16 protein-coding genes are annotated in these 18112 nt (G+C 48.3%); 8 read left to right on the forward strand and 8 right to left on the reverse strand.

The genetic code is table 11. The features are described from left to right. Positions 1–280 precede the first annotated feature (280 nt). Entirely contained in the window at positions 281–2245 is a 1965-nt protein-coding gene (locus ACJJI1_RS17590; protein ID WP_444957447.1) for an aconitate hydratase, read from the forward strand. Positions 2246–2557: 312 nt separating this feature from the next. Here the strand turns inward: ACJJI1_RS17590 and ACJJI1_RS17595 are convergent, their stop codons facing one another. Further along, positions 2558–3571, reverse strand: coding sequence for an ELM1/GtrOC1 family putative glycosyltransferase (locus ACJJI1_RS17595; RefSeq protein ID WP_444957448.1), 1014 nt, complete (start codon positions 3569–3571; stop codon positions 2558–2560). 648 nt (positions 3572–4219) lie between these two features. On the opposite strand from ACJJI1_RS17595, the gene ACJJI1_RS17600 reads away from it, so the two are divergent. Further along, a complete protein-coding gene (locus ACJJI1_RS17600) occupies positions 4220–4969 on the forward strand; it encodes a sporulation protein (protein WP_444957449.1) in 750 nt (249 codons plus the stop codon). Between the two features lie 293 nt (positions 4970–5262). Here the strand turns inward: ACJJI1_RS17600 and ACJJI1_RS17605 are convergent, their stop codons facing one another. Continuing rightward, positions 5263–5622 carry a winged helix-turn-helix transcriptional regulator gene (locus tag ACJJI1_RS17605; RefSeq protein ID WP_444957450.1) on the reverse strand — a complete coding sequence of 120 codons (360 nt, stop codon included), beginning with the start codon at positions 5620–5622 and terminating at the stop codon, positions 5263–5265. 110 nt (positions 5623–5732) lie between these two features. Here ACJJI1_RS17605 and ACJJI1_RS17610 point away from each other — a divergent pair, with 110 nt between their 5' ends. After that, positions 5733–6143 (forward strand): GFA family protein, encoded by a 411-nt coding sequence (locus ACJJI1_RS17610; protein WP_413665497.1) that lies wholly within the window; start codon positions 5733–5735, stop codon positions 6141–6143. A gap of 413 nt (positions 6144–6556) precedes the next feature. On the opposite strand, the gene ACJJI1_RS17615 is transcribed toward ACJJI1_RS17610, so the two are convergent. Then, positions 6557–6886 carry a winged helix-turn-helix transcriptional regulator gene (locus tag ACJJI1_RS17615; RefSeq protein ID WP_444957451.1) on the reverse strand — a complete coding sequence of 110 codons (330 nt, stop codon included), beginning with the start codon at positions 6884–6886 and terminating at the stop codon, positions 6557–6559. Between the two features lie 87 nt (positions 6887–6973). On the opposite strand from ACJJI1_RS17615, the gene ACJJI1_RS17620 reads away from it, so the two are divergent. Together ACJJI1_RS17620 and ACJJI1_RS17625 are read left to right on the forward strand one after the other, a co-directional pair. Continuing rightward, a complete protein-coding gene (locus tag ACJJI1_RS17620) occupies positions 6974–7273 on the forward strand; it encodes a YciI family protein (RefSeq protein WP_444957452.1) in 300 nt (99 codons plus the stop codon). A gap of 381 nt (positions 7274–7654) precedes the next feature. Beyond that, entirely contained in the window at positions 7655–7948 is a 294-nt protein-coding gene (locus ACJJI1_RS17625) for a YciI family protein (protein ID WP_444930831.1), read from the forward strand. Positions 7949–8002: 54 nt separating this feature from the next. On the opposite strand, the gene ACJJI1_RS17630 is transcribed toward ACJJI1_RS17625, so the two are convergent. Next, complete coding sequence (locus ACJJI1_RS17630) at positions 8003–8737, reverse strand: SDR family oxidoreductase (RefSeq protein ID WP_444897575.1); 735 nt, start codon at positions 8735–8737, stop codon at positions 8003–8005. Between the two features lie 108 nt (positions 8738–8845). On the opposite strand from ACJJI1_RS17630, the gene ACJJI1_RS17635 reads away from it, so the two are divergent. Further along, positions 8846–9448, forward strand: a complete 603-nt coding sequence (locus ACJJI1_RS17635; protein WP_413665502.1) for a TetR/AcrR family transcriptional regulator — start codon at positions 8846–8848, stop codon at positions 9446–9448. 49 nt (positions 9449–9497) lie between these two features. Here ACJJI1_RS17635 and ACJJI1_RS17640 read toward each other — a convergent pair whose 3' ends face one another. After that, positions 9498–10046: a DUF934 domain-containing protein gene (locus tag ACJJI1_RS17640; RefSeq protein WP_444897573.1), complete on the reverse strand. Its 549-nt coding sequence runs from the start codon at positions 10044–10046 to the stop codon at positions 9498–9500. Continuing rightward, the gene (locus ACJJI1_RS17645; protein ID WP_444905527.1) at positions 10030–11691 is read right to left on the reverse strand and encodes a nitrite/sulfite reductase; all 1662 of its coding nucleotides are present in this window, start codon (positions 11689–11691) and stop codon (positions 10030–10032) included. The genes ACJJI1_RS17640 and ACJJI1_RS17645 overlap by 17 nt, the downstream gene beginning before the upstream one ends. 430 nt (positions 11692–12121) lie before the next feature. Here ACJJI1_RS17645 and ACJJI1_RS17650 point away from each other — a divergent pair, with 430 nt between their 5' ends. After that, complete coding sequence (locus ACJJI1_RS17650; protein ID WP_444912854.1) at positions 12122–12934, forward strand: carbon-nitrogen hydrolase family protein; 813 nt, start codon at positions 12122–12124, stop codon at positions 12932–12934. Positions 12935–13285: 351 nt separating this feature from the next. On the opposite strand, the gene ACJJI1_RS17655 is transcribed toward ACJJI1_RS17650, so the two are convergent. Then, positions 13286–13504 (reverse strand): DUF2970 domain-containing protein, encoded by a 219-nt coding sequence (locus ACJJI1_RS17655; protein ID WP_413665506.1) that lies wholly within the window; start codon positions 13502–13504, stop codon positions 13286–13288. A 4-nt stretch (positions 13505–13508) separates the two neighbouring features. After that, positions 13509–17204, reverse strand: a complete 3696-nt coding sequence (metH, locus tag ACJJI1_RS17660; protein ID WP_444957453.1) for a methionine synthase — start codon at positions 17202–17204, stop codon at positions 13509–13511. A 220-nt stretch (positions 17205–17424) separates the two neighbouring features. On the opposite strand from metH, the gene ACJJI1_RS17665 reads away from it, so the two are divergent. Continuing rightward, complete coding sequence (locus ACJJI1_RS17665; RefSeq protein ID WP_444957454.1) at positions 17425–18015, forward strand: TetR/AcrR family transcriptional regulator; 591 nt, start codon at positions 17425–17427, stop codon at positions 18013–18015. Positions 18016–18112 lie beyond the last annotated feature (97 nt).

Genomic DNA, 18112 nt, shown 5'->3' on the forward strand with positions numbered 1-18112 from the left:
ATTCTTCTTGATGCTTGTACGGGACAAGCAATCTGGTAGTGCCGAAAGGTGAAGTTTTCTATCGTATGAGGCGGTTTGAGGTGCTGTGAAAGCTGTTGGGTGTGCATGTTTTAGATGAAAATAGTTTCTTTGATTTGGGCTTCTAAATATATTTAATTATTCTAATGGATAATTATTTATACTAATGCGTTATTTCTAGTTATATCGATAACGAAAACAGAATTGCTAGGCCAATAAGTTGTCTAGGTGGGTAAGTAATAGTGTTCGTTAGTGTAACTTAATGACAGGCCTAAACGTAACTAGAAAATTAATTGAAAATCATTTGGTCAAAGGGAATATGGCTCCCCAAAGTGTTATCGAGCTTAAAATTGACCAAGTCCTCAGTGAGGATGCTACCGGCACGTTAGTGATGTTGGAGCTTGAAGCTTTGGGGGCGAGGCAGGTGAAAGCAGAAATATGCGCTCAGTATGTGGATCACAATGTATTGAGGGCAGACCATAAGAATGGTGATGACCATGTGTTCCTGCAAAGTTCCTGCCGAAACTACGGGATATGGTACTCGCGACCAGGAAATGGTATTAGTCATCCTATCCATATGGCTTGTTTTGGTATCCCCGGTAAAACCCTTTTAGGTGGGGATAGCCACTCATGTGCTGCGGGCTCGTTAGGTATGTTAGGAATAGGAGCCGGAGGAATTGAGGTTGCGCTTGCAATGATGGGATTTCCGCTCTCTCTGGTAATGCCAACTATTTTGGGGGTGCGTTTAGAGGGGGAGCTACAGCCATGGGTAAGCGCTAAAGATGTTATTTTGGAACTTGTACGTAGATATACATTGAGAGGTTGCTGGAACAAGATCGTTGAATATCACGGCCCTGGATTGGCAAACCTTACAGCAATGGATCGTCACGTAATCGCCAATATGGGGCAGGAAATGGGGGCTGTAACAAGTGTCTTTCCTGCTGATGATCAAGTGAGGGTTTTCTTGCGGCAGCAGTCGCGCGAGAACGACTTTGTCGAGTTGCTTGCCGATAAGGATGCAACCTATGATGAGGTTGCAACTTTAGATCTATCGAAAATTGAACCAATGATCGCTTGCCCCTCGCGGCCGGATAAGGTTGTTAAAGTTCGTGAAGTTGAAGGTAGGCCAGTTTCTCAGAGCTATATCGGTTCTTCGGCTAACCCTGGGTTGCGTGATTTTTCTATTCCCGCCCGCATGATAAATGGTCTCTTTGTACCGCACGAGGTTTCTTTAGATATCAATCCCGCGTCGCGCCAACTACTTCATGAGCTGACTCATAATGGTGACCTTGAAAAACTACTTGGTGCAGGGGCTTATTTGCATGAAACCGGCTGTGGTGGCTGTATCGGTATGGGGCAAGCCCCAGCTAGCGGGCACAATAGTCTTAGAACTGTGCCGAGAAATTTCCCTGGGCGTTCGGGAACTAAAGAAGATAGATTCTATTTATGCAGCCCAGAGACTGCGACGGCCAGCGCCCTGAAAGGAAAAATAACTGACCCCAGAAATTTAGACATGGATTATCCGGTATTTGAAGAGCCTGAACATCTAATGGATATGCGATCACTATTGGAGCCACCGCAGGAAATACCAGTGAAAGTTGAGGTGAGAAAGGGCCCTAACATTAAGCCTTTGCCAGTTTTGGAAAAAATGTTAAGTGTGATCGAAGGCCCTGCGCTTTTAAAGCTGGAGGATAATGTTTCAACCGATGATATTATTCCCGGAGGTGCGGATGCTTTGCCTTATTGGTCAAATGTTCCAGAGTTAAGCCGCTTTGCTTTTTCAAGTGTAGATGAATCTTTTTATCAGCGGGCTTTGAGCACCAAGGAGGATATATTTCTTATTGCTGGCAACAGTTTAGGTCATGGGGCGAGCCGGGAGCATGCCTCAATTACATTGCGATACTTGGGAGTGCGCTGCGTCATAGCCAAAAGTGTAGCTGGACTCTATCGCAAAAATCTTATTGACCACGGAATTCTCATTTTAACATTTTGTAATCCAAGCGATTTTGACGCCTTTAGTAAAGATGATCAACTTCAATTTTATGACCTCTCAAGCTGTACAGGGGGTAACAAGATGCTAGAGCTGAGAAATGTGACAAAAGGTATTAAGGTTTGGTTGGAAAATGATCTTTCCCAAGAAGAAATTGAAATAATTAAATTTGGAGGCCGCATCAACTATATTAAGGGGTTGTTGAGAAGGTCTCTGGAAGATATGGGCTCATTTTAACAGTATACTGGATATTGTGGGGTTGGCTCTCCACGCAAAATACTTACTTGTATTTTTTAGAACGATATTTTTAATTGTGAGTTGGCAGTGAATGTATAGATTAAAGTTTAGGCTGGCTTTTGATGAAGTTCTACTCGCTTGGTGAGGCTGGAGAGGATATTATTTGCTGTTGGTAGTTTTCGCCACAGTAAGTGACTAGTTTGAATATGCAGGAACTCCTACTGTTAAAAGTTTGTCTTAGCTTTTATATCAATAGATCTTTGTCTTGAAGTCTCTATCGTTATGATGGTCAATTTAAGGGGTTGAGATCGCTCACTTACCATTGCTACTGGTGTCAAGCGCAGAGATGATTTCATCGTATCTTGCTTTAGAATGGTATCCATAATTTAAGTTGAAATCTTTTGATAGAGAATCATTAAAGGTCTTGGCCAGTTCGAAAATCTCCATCCTCTTTATATAAGTTTCACTGTAAAGTTTATTAATGAGAGTTTTGTGGACTCCGTAGATGTTATTCTCTTGGGGGACTAAAGTATATATGGGTTTAGATAGGGCAAGGGCCTCAGAAATCATTGATGAACTGTCTTCGGTTATAAAGACAGTTTCACTTGCGCCGAGTATTTCTTCGAGGCTGGCGTTGGGGGCCTCATAATCTAGCAAGTTAAAGCATGTATCAAATGGCATGTTGCTTTCAATTAGCTCAGCCACATATTTAGGGGTTCTTCTTGAGGTGCTAATTAGCCATGAAATGTTTTGAGAAGTCGCTATTTTTTTTAGCTCTTCTATCAAGTCTATATAATCTTTCCGCGTGTATTTATAGCCGCTTCCATTGCCTCCGATAAGTAAAGTGTAAAAGGGTTTGTGGTGTTTCTTCTTTAAGTTGTCGCCCAATGCATTGCATAAATTTACATCTATGCGGCTAAACGGAAGGTATTGCCTTGATTTTTTAATATCCTCTTTGGTAGATAGGGTTAGAGAGAAATCGGTTTTCCTGAAGCTGTAAATATTTCCTATGGCAATATTCATGCATTGTATTTTTTGGGTTAGTGCAACGTTCGCAGCGACGCTATTCCCACCAAAGGAAATAATTAGATCTGGTTTTCTTTTGAAGGAGGGGTTTCTGTGAAAGAGCATGATAAATTTGTGTGCGTTTATGGCGAGATGTCGAGTCAATAGTCTTATTGGTTTGTTTAGGGCCTTTAAAACTGGTTTACTGGTGGTGATTTCATAAGAGTATTTGCCCTTGGAGTGGCGGGAGAGTAGCTGGTATAGCCCCAGCGAAGGACTGAGATGGCCCGGTTTTCCATCGTAAATAATTAAAATGTGCATAACCTTGCTTAATGGTTTGAGAGATGTTTCTAGGGGGTTCTAAGTGAATAGGAGTACCCTAGATTGATTATTCTCAATTTTCTGTAGATGGAGTTTCTATACGTAGTGGCTGAGATGGAGAGTCTCAATTTGCAGATTTAAACTTACAATCTACCTTTGGTTTGTTATCGACTTCTGATGCTGCAGATAGTGGTCTAGCCCTTGCAGTATGATGTAGGTGTGAGAAGGTGTAATTTTGAAATTATTTCTGATCATATTTTTACTTCTTCGGTATAAATAGGGCTCAGATACTATGGTACTGCTGGAATTTTCTTAACAACAGTTAGGATTTTGCCGATATTCCAACGAAAAATGACACATTTAGAAAAAGTAAGTGGCCTTATTCAAGCATTGAATTTTTTACTGTTGGGGGAAATATGTAATAAAAATGTCTCTTTTTAATCAGGCAAGCTCTCCCTGAACCTGGTAGAGGTAGGTATAGGTGTTATCAATTATTTATGTAGAAGTTCAAGACATAAATGAACTTATTGGGCCTGGTATTACCTAAATTGGATTTATGTTAATGTTGGACTCTATTTATTGGGCTAAGAAATAGGTTGAAGTCCATATTTTAAGGCCAGGTTGTTTGGTTAGGTGAGTACCCCAAGTATGTCTATGTTTCAAAAACTCAAAGCGTCAATAGGTATTGGTGCAGCTAAAGTTGATACAGTTCTACAAAACTCTGAGCAAGTTCAGGGTGGAATCATTGAAGGGGCTATCCATATCATTGGTGGTGATATCGACCAGCAGGTGGATGCTATAAGTTTAAAGCTCTGCACCGAGATCAAAGTGGAGACCGATGAAGGTGTAAGCCATGAGCGTTTTGTACTGAATGAATTACAGGTACAGGACCCTTTCACTATTGGCGCTGGAGAGAGCCGGGAAGTTCCTTTTCAGTTGGCGTTGCATGAAGAGACGCCAGTTACTGTTTTAAACACCCGTAGAAATAAAAGCTATGTGTGGCTGGAAACTTCCCTGGATATTGATTTTGCGCTGGATCCGAAAGACAGGGATCCTTTGCGGATAAGACCTTTACCCGTTGTAGAGAAGGTACTTTCCATGATCGAGGAAAGTGGCTTTAAAATGGTAAAAGCGGATGTTGAAAAGGGGCATTTGCGTGGAAGCAATTTTGTCTCCCGGTCTGGTTGCTACCAGGAGATAGAGTTTAAGAGTAGTGGCTTATTGACGTCAAAAGAGATTGAACTCTCCTTTATCGTTGATGGTGAACAGGTGCACTGTTTGGCTGAAATTGATCGCAGATTTGGTCTGCGGGGCGATGAATATCATTCGTTTTCATTAGCACATGATGCGAGTGATAATGAGGTTGTCGCAGCGGTTCAGTCTATTTTGTCTCTATAGTTGAGCTGATCCATAGAGTCTGGCGGCACTGAGCTGCCGGGCCCTTAGGGGCAAAAGTGTTCCAGTAACACAGTATATTCTTAGTATCAACTGCCGCCAGGTTCGTTAGTGATTCAGGAGGGTTTCTTAATGAGATTGGGGGGGCATAACAGGCAGAGTCAATATCATAAGCTTCTGGCCATTTATGGAGAGCAATTTCGGAGTAAAAATGCATAAAAGTTGCTGTTATTGCTAAATTTTCAGCTTAGCTTTGTCCTGCGGAATTGTTGCGCTTCTGGCCCCGAATCAAAGGGTTAGGTTCCCATAAACCACTTCGGGGGAATCCATGAGCCTTCAAAATATGTATTTCCCCATTTGGCGATTGCCTGAAGAATCGGTAAGACATCCTTGCCTTTCTGTGTTAGCAGGTACTTATATCGCTTTGGCTTTGATTGATATTGTACCCTCACCAACATTCCCTCTGCTTCTAGCATTTTTAATCTTTCTGCGAGTCTGTTGGTTGGTATTTTCTCTGGTGAGTCAGCTAGCTCGCTATAGGTCTCTTTACCACACAGTAAGTCTCTTAGAATAACTAATGTCCATTTATCGCCGAATACGTCCAGTCCGTTCACGATAGGGCATCCCGAACGTAAAAATTGATTATCAGGACTCATGCTCACACTCTTACTGCCAGAAAATGAAATACTAGCCTAGTTACTTGCGAAGTTGAAGTTATTGATTTAGGCTAAGGTTACTTCAACTTCGTAAGTAACAGGGGAAATTTATGTCCAAAATATCTGGAGAATGCCTGTGCGGTTATATTAGTTATTCTTGCTCTGAAGAGCCGGTAATGGCGGGTCATTGCCAATGTACAGATTGTCAGAAAATTAGTGGGGCTGGACACATCGCTAACATTGCTATTCCTCGCGGAAGCTTAGCCATTAGCGGCGATCTTGCATTTCATGAGAAGCAGACAGATAGCGGCAATACAGTAAGGAGAGGTTTTTGCCCTCGCTGCGGTTCGCATATTTATGCGGAAAATAGCGGTATGCCGCAGTTTGAATTTATCCGCGCTGGAAGTCTTCATGACCTGGAGCAATTCAACCCGACAATGGTGGTATATGCTGGTAGTGGTGCATCTTGGGACTATATGGACCCGAAATTACAAAAATTTGAAAAAATGCCAGAAATGTGACCTTAACAATCAAAAGTAGGGGATGCAGCGCACAGCTGTTTTTGGGTTAAGGAAACTTCTGAAAATCACATTTCTCTCAATTTATCTCCCTGCAATCCCCATGACTCGCTACTTACGGGCACAAAAAGGTAACTCATAAGGGTGCCCTTAAGAGCAGTGGTTTGTTGACTTCTAAAGAGATTGAACCCTCATTTACCCTTGATGGTGAGCAGGTGCATTGTTTGGCAGAATTATTCGTAGATTTGATTTGCGCGGCGATAAATATTATTCGTTTTCGCTAGCGCATGATGCGAGTGATAATGAGACTGCCCCATCGATTCAGTCCATTTTTTCGCGATAGTTGACCTGCCTCCAAGAACCCAGCGGCATCTAGGCTGCAAGGCTCTTGGGTTTTGGCTTTTACAGAGTGTCTATTAGGCCTTGAGGGATTCCTCCCAGTTATTAGCCCATTCCCTCAGAGGATCAAGGGTTTCCATTAGCGAAACACCTAGATCTGTCAGTTGATATCCATTCGTACACTTATTAATCAATTTAGCTTCGCTCAACTGTTTGACTCTTGTATTTAGTACCGAAGGGGACATGGCATCACACTGGGCTTGGAGTTCCCTGAAGCTCCGGGGTTTGTTCCTCAGTTCCCACAGTATTCTCATATTCCATTTTCGCCCGAGCAGATCGAATACAGCCATGATGGCTATGCCGCTAGTCGAGCCTCTGACAGTTTTTTTCGGTAGAGGAGTTGCCATAGTTCTTGCGCTTCTAAATTAGTAGCGTTACAGTTGCTACGAAATCAGTAGCAATCTTATAGTGTTTTTAGAGAAGAGGGAATGGGTGTGTTTTTAGTGGATATGCATTTTAAGGATATGAAAAAGCTAACCCCAGAACTGACTGCGGAGCATAGGCTTTATCTGGAAGGAGAGTATAAGTCTGGAAGTTTGCTCTTTGGAGGAAGGAAAAATTCCAGGACTGGAGGGGTTATTGTTTCTCGCCACAACAGTGAAGAAGCATTGCAGAGAGTGCTGGATGAGGACCCTTTTATAAAAAGTGGAGTGGCAGTTTATTCGCTAACCGAATTTGAGCCTGTTATGGCCTCTGAACAGTTTTTACACCTTCTAAAGATGAGTTCGCATTAACAGTCTTAAGAGTGAGCTCAAAGAGGGAGTGCCATCTCATTAATCCCCAAATGTTTTGAGTGGAGTTTGGTATGTGGCTTTGAGGGGGATACCATAGCCTGGAAGGCAGATGAAGCTCTTCAGGCCACATGTAACTTGATTAATCTGAAGTATCTTCTAGTTAACACTATTGCCTAAAGAAAGGTACTTGATGGCACCATTAAATTAAATGATGCCCGATCATCAATTTCCGATGGTTTCCATTTAAACTACTGCTTGGGGATTATCCTCTATCGCCAAGGTGGAAAGATTTGCTATCTATTAGATTGGTGGAGGCTATTTCTGCAAGCTTAAAGTGGTGTAAACAGCTGATATATGGCCCCTAAGGAGGGGGGAGACGTTATGTTTTTAGTGAACTTGAATTTCCCGGATCTAGAAAAACTGACCCCAGAGTTAATGGCGGAGCATGTGAGCTACCTGGAGGGACACTATAAATCGGGAGACCTGCTTTTTGGGGGAGCGAAAGAGCCTAGAACTGGCGCGATAATTATTTCACGTCATCCCTCTGAGGAAGTGCTGCGAAAGGTTCTGGAAGAAGACCCTTTCACAAAACATGGGGCGTCGACTTTTACGATCACTGAGTTTGTACCCGTTATGGCTTCAGAGGAATTCTCCAGCCTCTTGAAAGAACCCTAGATCGGGTTCCTTCGAGGCTTGTGTTACTTCTTACTCAGACAATCTTCGGTCGTGTTATTCGCTAAGGTCTGCGGTGATCACCGAATCAGAGAAGCTCTGATAAGCGGCTTCAAAAGTCTGCGACATGGCATCCGGGAAGAGGTGAAAATCCCCATTTTTTAGCGCGCCAACAATTTCCTCAGCCACTGCACTGGGGGATTCTCCGTCCTCCAGCCCAGCCTGTTTGGCCATATCTGTTTTGATGGGGCCGGGGTGAACACTCAATACTTGTACGCCTCGCTCCTGAAGCGTTTCTCGAAGTGCCTGGGTAATTGCGTAGCTGGCGGCTTTGGATGCGGAGTAGGTGCTAACGTGTGGGAAGGTACGCAAGGATACTACCGAATTCATTTGTACCAGGGCGCCTTTGCTCTTTTCCAAATGGGGGGTGAATGCTTTGGCTACACGAACAAGCCCAAAGGTATTCACTTCCAGTTCCTGCTTAAGAGAGTCCTCTACATGGTCGCTAAGCGGGTCTGCGGGCGCAAGTACCCCGGCATTGTTCACCAGAATATCCAATTCCTGAATCGCCTTTGCCGCCGCCCCTACACTTTGGGCTTTTGCCACATCGAGTTCCAATGTGATTACTTTGTCGCCATATTTTTCTGTCAGCTCTGTCGTTGTCTCTGGGTTGCGAACGGCCAGATAGACTTTTTTTGCGCCACCGTCAAGAAAGCGCTCGACAATTGCCTTGCCAATTCCGCGGTTTGCTCCAGTTACAAGGGCAGTTTTTCCTTCGATTGAAATGCTCAATTCTGTTCTCCTGTGAAGGGTTGATCAATATTGTACCGATCGGTAAGGTTTGAGCTAAGTCTTACCGATCGGTACAATATTGTCAAAACAATTTTTGGGAGATTGCCAATGGCGGGTCGCAAGCCGGAGTTTGATAAGGCGCATGCGCTGGAATCAGCAACGAAAGTCTTTTGGAAAAAGGGCTATGTGGGCGCCTCAATGGCCGACCTGACCAAGGCTATGGGGATTAATAAGCCAAGTCTGTATTCTTCTTTTGGCAATAAAGAGAAACTGTTTGTTCTTTCATTGGGGCAGTACCTGGATAGATATGCCAAAGATCGTATGCAGTTCCTGACGGAAGAGGGAGTGCCGTTGCGGCAGCGATTGCATAGTTATTTGCTGGCTACCGTTAAAGGACAGGCCGGGGAGGGAACCCCGAGGGGTTGTTATCTGGCGTTTGGATTATCGGAAACTGCCGGTGATGCTTTGCCTTCTGATGCCATTGACGCTTTAAAAGCTGCTGACGCAGAAGCGGTAAAGCAACTGGTTGACTTGTTTCGTTTTGATAAAGAGTCCCAGGCTATAGGGCTGGATCGGCGTGCCGAGGAGTGCGCTATGTACCTGATTACCTTGTTGCATGGCACAGCATCGGTATTGCGATCCGGGCGGGAACTCAAGGAGGTGGAACCCTCTTTGGAGTTTGCACTTAATGGATTGGGGTTGGAGGCGTGATGGAAGTGGAAATTTAGACCTCTGAGTATTCAGAGGTCTAAATTGAGCTTTAGAAGCGGCGACGGAACATGGGCAGCGGTTGGTCTACCCCTGTTTGGTAGCTATCGCCAAAATCGCTCATCGAGTCTTTAAGGCTTGCCAGAGGCTGCTCGCCTTCAAATGCGTAGGCATTGAAGCCGCAGCGTTGTAAATAGGTCAGCTGGTCTCGCATAAACCCGCCTACTGCGCGTAACTCTCCGGTAAAGCTGTAGCGCTCGCGCAGCATACGGCCTGCGGTAAAGCCTCGACCGTCGGCAAATGCCGGGAAGTGCACGGCAATTACCGGCAATTTGGGAGCTTCTTCCGCAATTTGCTCGGCACCTTCTTCACTGTCCAGCCAAACACCGACTTCGTCACTGCGGGATGACAGCGCATCGCGATGCGCCAGCCACTGTCGCAGTGGCAGGATAATTTTGCCGGAGGGCAGGGTGCTTGGGTCCAACTCCTCTCCCGCTTCCAGTTGGGGTACCAGCTGCCATTCGTTGGTCTTTACTTCACCATCGATGATCAGTTCTGCGGGGTTGCCCGGCTGTGGGCCCAGTTTAGCTGGCTTTGGCATAAACTCTCTCCTTGAAGGGCTGAAGGCCGATGCGGTTGTAGGTGTCGATAAAGGGCTCTTCCGTTTGGCGTTGCTCGACATAGAGGTCGAGGATTTTGCTGATCACGTCTGGCACTTCAGCGCGGGAGAAACTGGGGCCCAATACCTTGGCCAGGCTGGCCTCGTTGGATGCACTGCCGCCCAGCTGAATCTGGTAGAACTCTTCCCCTTTTTTGTCGACGCCGAGGATGCCGATATGTCCCACGTGGTGGTGGCCACAGGCATTCATACAGCCAGATATATTGAGGTTGAGATCACCCAGGTCGTACAGGTAGTCCATATCGTCAAAGCGACGCTGGATGGCTTCGGCTACCGGGATGGACTTGGCATTGGCAAGTGAGCAGTAGTCACCGCCGGGGCAGCAAATCATATCGGTCAGGGTGCCGATATTCGGTGTGGCGAAACCGTGCTTGCGGGCCTGTTGCCAGAGTTCAAACAGTTTGTCCTGTTCGACGTCTGCGAGTACCACATTCTGGTCGTGAGTTACCCGAGCTTCACCAAAGCTAAAAGTATCGGCGAGATCGGCAATAGCCTCTAATTGGGCATCGGTTACATCACCTGGGGGGACACCAGTGGGTTTGGTGGACAACTTAATCGCGCGATAACCGGGTACCCGGTGCGGGTAGGTGTTGCGTTCAAGCCAGCGGGCAAAGGCTTTGTCGCTGTCAGCTTGTTGTTGCAGTGCAGCTTCAGCAGCTGATCCGTCAAACTCGCGATATTCCGGGGCTGTGAAGAAGGATTTAGCCCAATCCAATGCTTCCTGGGTTAACTTTTCAGCGCCGTCTTTAATATGTTGCCACTCTTCTTCCACGCGGCGGCCGAACTCTTCCGGGCCGAGGGCCTTGACCAGAATTTTAATGCGCGCTTTGTACTTGTTGTCGCGACGACCCAGCTGGTTGTAAACGCGGACAATCGCTTCAAGGTAAGAGAGCAGGTCTTCTTCCGGCAGGAAGTCGCGGATGGTCTCGGCAATAACCGGTGTGCGGCCCTGACCGCCACCTACCAATACCTGGAAGCCAATCTCTTCACCGCGCTTGACGATCTGCACACCGATATCGTGTACGCGGATGGCCGCGCGGTCCTGCTCTGAACCACTGACGGCAATCTTGAACTTGCGCGGCAAGAAAGCGAATTCCGGATGGAATGTAGACCACTGGCGAATCAACTCGCAGTAGGGGCGCGGGTCGGCAATCTCGTCGAGTGCAATGCCGGCGTAGGGGTCCGAGGTGGTATTTCGGATACAGTTACCGCTGGTTTGTACCGCGTGCATTTCCACTTCCGCCAGCTCATCGAGAATAGCGGGTACATCTTCCAGCTGCGGCCAGTTGTACTGGAGGTTCTGGCGCGTAGTGAAGTGGGCGTAGCCTTTATCGTAGTCGCGGCTTACGCGAGCGAGGCGGCGTAACTGGGCACTGTTGAGCAGGCCGTAGGGAACGGCAATGCGCAACATGGGGGCCAGTCGCTGAATATAGAGGCCATTTTGCAGGCGCAGCGGCAGGAATTGCTCCTCGCTCAACTCGCCGGCAAGGTAACGTTCCGTTTGGCCGCGGAACTGGGCTACGCGATCGTTGATGATGGCGCGGTCCCGGTCGTCGTATCGATACATAACAGCTTGATTCCATTGCCTTTGTGCGCTGATGGTGGAGAAAGGGGCGGGCCCCGGACGATTCTCCGCTGGCGCATAACATACCAGCGCTCTTATGCAATAAATAACAATATTTTCCGCTATATCTGTAACCAACAGTTATAAGAGAGATTTATCAGCATAGTGCTTGTCTGTTGTTGCAGATTCGAGGAGCGTTGCAGTAATGGCTATCTATGCCGTCCTGTCTGTTTTTTAGCCGCAACTTACCTGTTGAGTGTAGCGACTCCACTTCGGGGCCCTGGCAAATCGACGCTAATTCGGTTAGCTGTGAATTGATACCGCCTCTCAGTTTACTTGCGGTGATATAAAGGGCGAATCGCCAGTCACATATGAGGCTGGCCAGTGGGTAAGTCAGTAAGTGAACTCCTAAAAAATATAAGAGGTAAGCGGGATGGCTAAAGATATCCTTGCGGCGATGATTGAGTTTGATGACTCATCAAAGTTTACTGGTGTGAGTAACAGTAATTTTGATGTGTTTGAGGGGGCGTTGGCTCGCGCTAAAGCCATGATGCAAGAGTACTCCGACGATAAATATATCAAGATGTTGGTTGCTCCGGAGTATTACTTTTCAGGGTATGCCTCTAAAGCAAAAACTAATCACATCGACTCTTTAAGCAAGGGCTCCAAGAGTGACATTTATTCCGGCCTGCGCAGAGCTTCCCGTCAGTACCCGAACATTCTGATTGTTGCAGGGACTATTGCTTACACAAAAGGTGGTGGATGTTTTTCTTCAGCATCTTACTTGAGCATTGCTCCTATCCTGGCCGGTGGCAATTTCCTGCTGAAGAAGTATAAAGTTGGCAATGATAAGTATCAGACGGATGACGCTTTCTCGACCAAGGCAAGTGACAGTACTTTTTCGTACAAGGGCTTAACTTTTGGCATTGATATTTGTTTGGATCATAACAATAGGATTCTAAAAAACTCGCTGGGTGGTAAAACTGTCGATGTACATATTCTGATTTCCGATGGCTCAAGCCCGAGTCCAGGTTCTCTGGCGACGAACAAGAGTGGTGGTGGAGCCGTGGTGTTTTGCAATATGACGAGTGTTAACAAGGGCAAAGGTGTTAATGGAATTATGTCAGTTTCCCCAAATAAATGGGGCAATCTGAATGTCGATGTTAACAGCCGTACACAGGTTGCTAAGACTGGCCAGGCTCTTACCGGAGGGTTTCATATCGCTCTCTATTCCGGGCAGGCGTAGAGTGGCAGTTGGGTCGGTAAGGTTGTTTGCCGGCCCCGCCTTGCAACTGATGACTTGATTTGCTCTACTTGGGTTGCCGCATCCAGCGGCCCAACTACTTTAAATAACAATAAAGAACGATCGGAGAGATTCGATGAATGATGAAGTAGCTGTAGTTTCTGAAGACGATAATGTAGTGGATGCAATTGCTGCTGTAGCACTGGTCGCAATTTTCGTAGCCACCTGTGTTTTTTGGGTGGCCACGCGCTAGCCCGCTGCTGGCCCGGAGTTGTGTAGTCCCGGGCATTAGCGATAGACATTTAGCTCGGCTTATTTGTATAGCTGCTAGCTGATGGAAAGCACTCTGCGCTCTTAGCCCATATTGCCGAGTACTATTTTCACAATAAGAGCCAATCCGATTACAAATACGGCGGTAAAAACAACGCCGGCAATAACGTACGTCATAATACTGCCACTTTGAAAATCCCTTTCGCGGTTTTTATCACTCTGCACGCCAATCGCGGCGGCCAGGGTACTGACTACCACCTGGCCGAAATTGGGCTTTTTCGCTTTCTTATTATTATCTTCCACAGGCTCACTCCTCGAGGTTGGGACGTAGCCAGCGCTCCAATTCCGGTTCGCTGACCCCTTTTCGTTTAGCCAGGCTTTGCAACTGATCCCTGCCGATCTTGCCCACATTGAAGTACTTTGCCTGGGGGTGGGCGAAGTACCAACCGCTCACCGCAGCTGCGGGCATCATGGCAAAGTGCTCGGTAAGGCTGACGCCTGCATTTTGCTCCGCTTGTAGCAATTTGAACAGGGTAGCTTTTTCCGAATGATCGGGACAGGCTGGATAGCCCGGGGCTGGGCGGATGCCCTGGTAGGCTTCCTTGATCAGCTCCTCATTGCTGAGGGTTTCGTCTTCGGCATAGCCCCAATATTCTTTTCGCACCAAGCGGTGCAGTGTCTCAGCAAAGGACTCTGCCATACGGTCTGCCAGGGCCTTTACCATAATGGCGTTGTAATCGTCGTGCTTGGCTTCGTAGGTGTCTGCTAACTCGTCTGCGCCGATGCCAGTGGTAACCGCGAAGCCGCCCACATAGTCTATTTGGCCGGACTCAAGCGGCGCGACGAAATCTGCCAGGGAGCGGCAAAGGCCATCACCACCGCGTTTCTGTACCTGCTGGCGCATATGGTGAAGGCGAGCCAGCTCCTCACTGCGGCTTTCATCCTTGTAGACGATGATATCGTCGCCGACGCTATTGGCTGGCCATAGGCCGAATACGGCCCGTGCGCGCAATAGCTTTTTATCGATAATCTCTTTCAACATGCGCTGGGCGTTGTCGTAGAGATCGGTTGCGGCTTCTCCCACAATTTCGTCTTCAAGGATTGCCGGGAATTTACCCGCCAAATCCCAGGAAATAAAGAAAGGCGTCCAGTCCATAGTGTCGAGCAGTTTCTCCAGAGGGAAATCGTCGATCACGGTAAGGCCCAGCTTGTTGGGTCGTGCTGGCTGGTAGTTTTTCCAATCAAATTCCGGGGCAGTATCCCGCGCTTCCTCGTAGGTTAAGCGGGTGTCATTGCGCTTGCGGTTGGCGGTGCGGGTGCGCACCTTGTCATACTCTGCCTGGATTTTTTCCACAAAGGCTGGGCGCAGCTCATTGGAAATCAGGCTGCTGGCCACGCCTACGGCGCGGGATGCATCGGCTACATACACCACCTGGTTGCGGTGGAATTGGGGATCAATTTTTACGGCGGTATGGGCTTTGGAGGTGGTGGCTCCGCCGATCAATAATGGGATATCAAACCCCTGGCGCTCCATCTCGGCGGCTACGTGAACCATTTCATCCAGGGAGGGGGTGATCAGGCCGGACAGGCCGATAATGTCACACTCCTTTTCCTTTGCAGTTTGCAAAATGGTTTCCGCTGGCACCATCACGCCGAGGTCGATTACTTCATAGTTGTTGCAGGCCAGCACCACACCCACAATATTTTTGCCGATATCGTGCACATCCCCTTTAACAGTGGCCATCAGGATACGGCCGTTGGAGCGGCTGTCTTCGGTTTTTTCCGCTTCAATATAGGGTTGCAGGTAGGCTACCGCCTGTTTCATAACCCGGGCGGATTTCACTACCTGGGGCAAGAACATTTTCCCTTCGCCAAACAGGTCGCCGACAATATTCATACCGTCCATCAGTGGACCTTCGATCACATCCAGTGGGCGTGAGGAACTTGCGCGGGCCTCTTCGGTATCTTCCTCGATATAGTTGTTAATGCCTTTCACAAGGGAGTGTGCCAAGCGTTCCTTCACGGGCAATTTGCGCCAGCTCAGGTCCTCTTTGCGCGCCGCACCACCGCCATCCCCTTGGTATTTGGGGGCAATGTCCAACAGGGCTTCGGTGGCATCCGGGCTGCGGTTGAGGATCACATCCTCAACTTTTTCCCGCAGCTCCTCTGGGAGTTCGTCGTAAACCGCCAGCTGCCCGGCGTTTACGATACCCATATTCAGGCCGGCTTTAATAGCGTGAAACAGGAATACTGAATGAATGGCTTCACGTACCGGATTGTTGCCCCGGAAAGAGAAGGAAACGTTGGAGACGCCGCCACTGATCTGGGCACCGGGGAGATTTGCGCGAATCCAGCGGCACGCCTCGATAAAGTCCACTGCGTAATTATTGTGCTCCTCAATACCGGTGGCGACAGCAAAAATATTCGGGTCGAAAATAATATCGGTGGGATCGAAGCCGACTTCATCGACTAGCACATCGTAGCTGCGCTTACAGATCTCAATTTTGCGCTCGAAAGTATCCGCCTGGCCATCTTCATCAAAAGCCATCACCACCACAGCTGCACCGTAGCGCAGGCACAGTTGAGCCTTTTCGATAAACTCCTCTTTGCCTTCCTTGAGGCTGATGGAGTTCACAATGGGCTTGCCCTGGATGCATTGCAGGCCGGCCTCGATCACCTCCCACTTGGAGGAGTCCACCATAAATGGCACCTTGGCGATATCCGGTTCGGTAGCGGCAAGGTTGAGGAAGCGGCGCATAGCGGCGAGTGCATCCAGCATCGCCTCATCCATATTGAAGTCGATTACCTGCGCCCCATCCTCTACCTGGGCGGCAGCCACTTGCAGGGCGGTGTCGTAGTCCTCTTCAAGGATCAGGCGCTTAAATCGGGCGGAGCCAGTGACGTTGCAACGCTCGCCCACATTGACGAATAAGGCGTTTTCATCGGCGACAAATGGCTCCAGTCCGGACAGGCGCAGAGCAGGTTTTATTTCCGGCTGCTGTCGTGGGGGTATATCGGCCACTGCGTCGGCAATTGCACGAATATGATCGGGGGTGGTGCCACAACAGCCGCCGAGGATATTAATAAATCCGCTGCGGGCAAATTCCGCTACGATTGCGGCGGTCTGCTCAGGGGTTTCGTCGTATTCGCCAAACTCATTGGGCAATCCCGCGTTGGGGTGGGCGGAGACATTAGAGGTACAGGCGCCCGATAAGGCTTCCACATAAGGGCGCAATTCGGTGGCGCCCAGGGCACAGTTGAGCCCCACAGAAATTGGCTTTGCGTGGGCAACGGAATTGTAAAAAGCTTCGGTCGTCTGGCCGGAAAGGGTGCGGCCAGAGGCATCGGTAATGGTGCCGGAAATCATAATTGGCAGTTCGAAACCCAGCTCCTCAAAGAGCTGCTGCATGGCATAGATAGCGGCCTTGGCATTGAGGGTGTCAAAAATGGTTTCGATTAAGATCAGGTCGCTGCCGCCTTCGACCAAAGCACGGCCCGCTTCTACATAGTTTTCTACCAGTTCATCGAAAGTGACATTGCGTGCCCCTGGATCATTGACGTCTGGTGAAATACTGGCGGTGCGGGAAGTGGGGCCGATGACCCCGGCTACCCAGCGCGGGCGCTCTGGGGTAGAGAGTGCATCTGCTGCACGGCGCGCGATCTCTGCGGAGGCCCGGTTGATCTCTACCACCAGGTGTTCCATATCGTAATCAGATTGGGACAGCTGGGTCGCGTTAAAAGTATTGGTTTCGATAATGTCCGCGCCCGCCTCAAGGTACTCCCTGTGAATCTTTTCGATCAGCTCCGGGCGGGTCAGGCTGAGCAGGTCGTTATTGCCTTTCAAATCGCGTGGGAAGTCGGCGAAGCGCTCACCCCGGTAATCGGCCTCTTCCAGCTTCTCCCTCTGGATCATCGTCCCCATAGCGCCATCCAGGATCAGGATGCGCTGCGCAAGCGCGGCATTAATTTGCTCGAGACGTTGGTCGCGGGACTGCTGGGACATTTACCAATCCTTATGTTGTCGATCTTTTGCCGATGGTGGGAATGGCGCCAATCTTAGCACAGTCACGCCCACTCACTGGCTGCGACTTACGCCTTTTTGGTTGATCCACCACAATAACAGAGCAGTTTTGATTAAAGTTGAGCAATTTATAGATACTTCACAGCGCCTAATCACTATAAATCCCTAGACGACCGGTCTAGTTTTGCGTAGAGTGCTAGGCATGAAAAGCAGCTATGAAGATACTCGCCAACATTTGTTGGATACCGGTTATACCGTGATGGCCGTAAAAGGTTTCTCCGGTGTGGGTTTGAGTGAAATTCTCAAAACCGCCGGTGTGCCAAAGGGATCCTTTTATCACTACTTTAAGTCCAAGGAGCAATTTGGCGAGGCTCTGCTGGAAGATTATTTTCGCAGCTACCTGGAACAGATGGACGTTGGCTTTTCCTCCCGGGATCAATCTGCCGCCGATAATTTATTGGCCTATTTTGATGCTTGGCAGAAGAGTAGTGGGGAGCGTTACGATGCACACCGCTGCCTGGTGGTTAAGCTTAGCGCTGAGGTGGCAGACCTGTCTGAATCGATGCGGATTATCCTCAGAGATGGGACTGAGCATATTATTCAGAAGCTCCAGAATTGTATCGAGTTGGCAGGGGAAGACGGTTCTCTGCCTAGCACCCTCAATGCCCGTGCCACCGCAGCTTCCCTGTACCAGCTGTGGCTGGGAGCCAGCCTGTTGGCCAAGCTGAACCGCAGCGATACGCCAATGGCAGAGGCGATGCTGGCGACCCAGGAAATACTGGGAAAACACTGAGTTTTTAACTGAGCCCGCGAGGGAAAACCGTTGCGGGTATTTTTATGGCGCCTTTCTAGACGACCGGTCTAATTTGGCGACTTTGACTTCCATTTTA

The sequence above is a fragment of the Microbulbifer maximicatervae (SeqCode) genome, assembly GCF_052467065.1.

What these genes read in the sequence shown, in the direction of transcription:
- ACJJI1_RS17590 (WP_444957447.1), top strand. Translation starts at nt 281, where the DNA reads ATGACAGGCCTAAACGTAACTAGAAAATTAATTGAAAATCATTTGGTC.
- ACJJI1_RS17595 (WP_444957448.1), bottom strand. Translation starts at nt 3,571, where the DNA reads ATGCACATTTTAATTATTTACGATGGAAAACCGGGCCATCTCAGTCCT.
- ACJJI1_RS17600 (WP_444957449.1), top strand. Translation starts at nt 4,220, where the DNA reads ATGTCTATGTTTCAAAAACTCAAAGCGTCAATAGGTATTGGTGCAGCT.
- ACJJI1_RS17605 (WP_444957450.1), bottom strand. Translation starts at nt 5,622, where the DNA reads ATGAGTCCTGATAATCAATTTTTACGTTCGGGATGCCCTATCGTGAAC.
- ACJJI1_RS17610 (WP_413665497.1), top strand. Translation starts at nt 5,733, where the DNA reads ATGTCCAAAATATCTGGAGAATGCCTGTGCGGTTATATTAGTTATTCT.
- ACJJI1_RS17615 (WP_444957451.1), bottom strand. Translation starts at nt 6,886, where the DNA reads ATGGCAACTCCTCTACCGAAAAAAACTGTCAGAGGCTCGACTAGCGGC.
- ACJJI1_RS17625 (WP_444930831.1), top strand. Translation starts at nt 7,655, where the DNA reads ATGTTTTTAGTGAACTTGAATTTCCCGGATCTAGAAAAACTGACCCCA.
- ACJJI1_RS17635 (WP_413665502.1), top strand. Translation starts at nt 8,846, where the DNA reads ATGGCGGGTCGCAAGCCGGAGTTTGATAAGGCGCATGCGCTGGAATCA.
- ACJJI1_RS17640 (WP_444897573.1), bottom strand. Translation starts at nt 10,046, where the DNA reads ATGCCAAAGCCAGCTAAACTGGGCCCACAGCCGGGCAACCCCGCAGAA.
- ACJJI1_RS17645 (WP_444905527.1), bottom strand. Translation starts at nt 11,691, where the DNA reads ATGTATCGATACGACGACCGGGACCGCGCCATCATCAACGATCGCGTA.
- ACJJI1_RS17650 (WP_444912854.1), top strand. Translation starts at nt 12,122, where the DNA reads ATGGCTAAAGATATCCTTGCGGCGATGATTGAGTTTGATGACTCATCA.
- metH (WP_444957453.1), bottom strand. Translation starts at nt 17,204, where the DNA reads ATGTCCCAGCAGTCCCGCGACCAACGTCTCGAGCAAATTAATGCCGCG.
- ACJJI1_RS17665 (WP_444957454.1), top strand. Translation starts at nt 17,425, where the DNA reads ATGAAAAGCAGCTATGAAGATACTCGCCAACATTTGTTGGATACCGGT.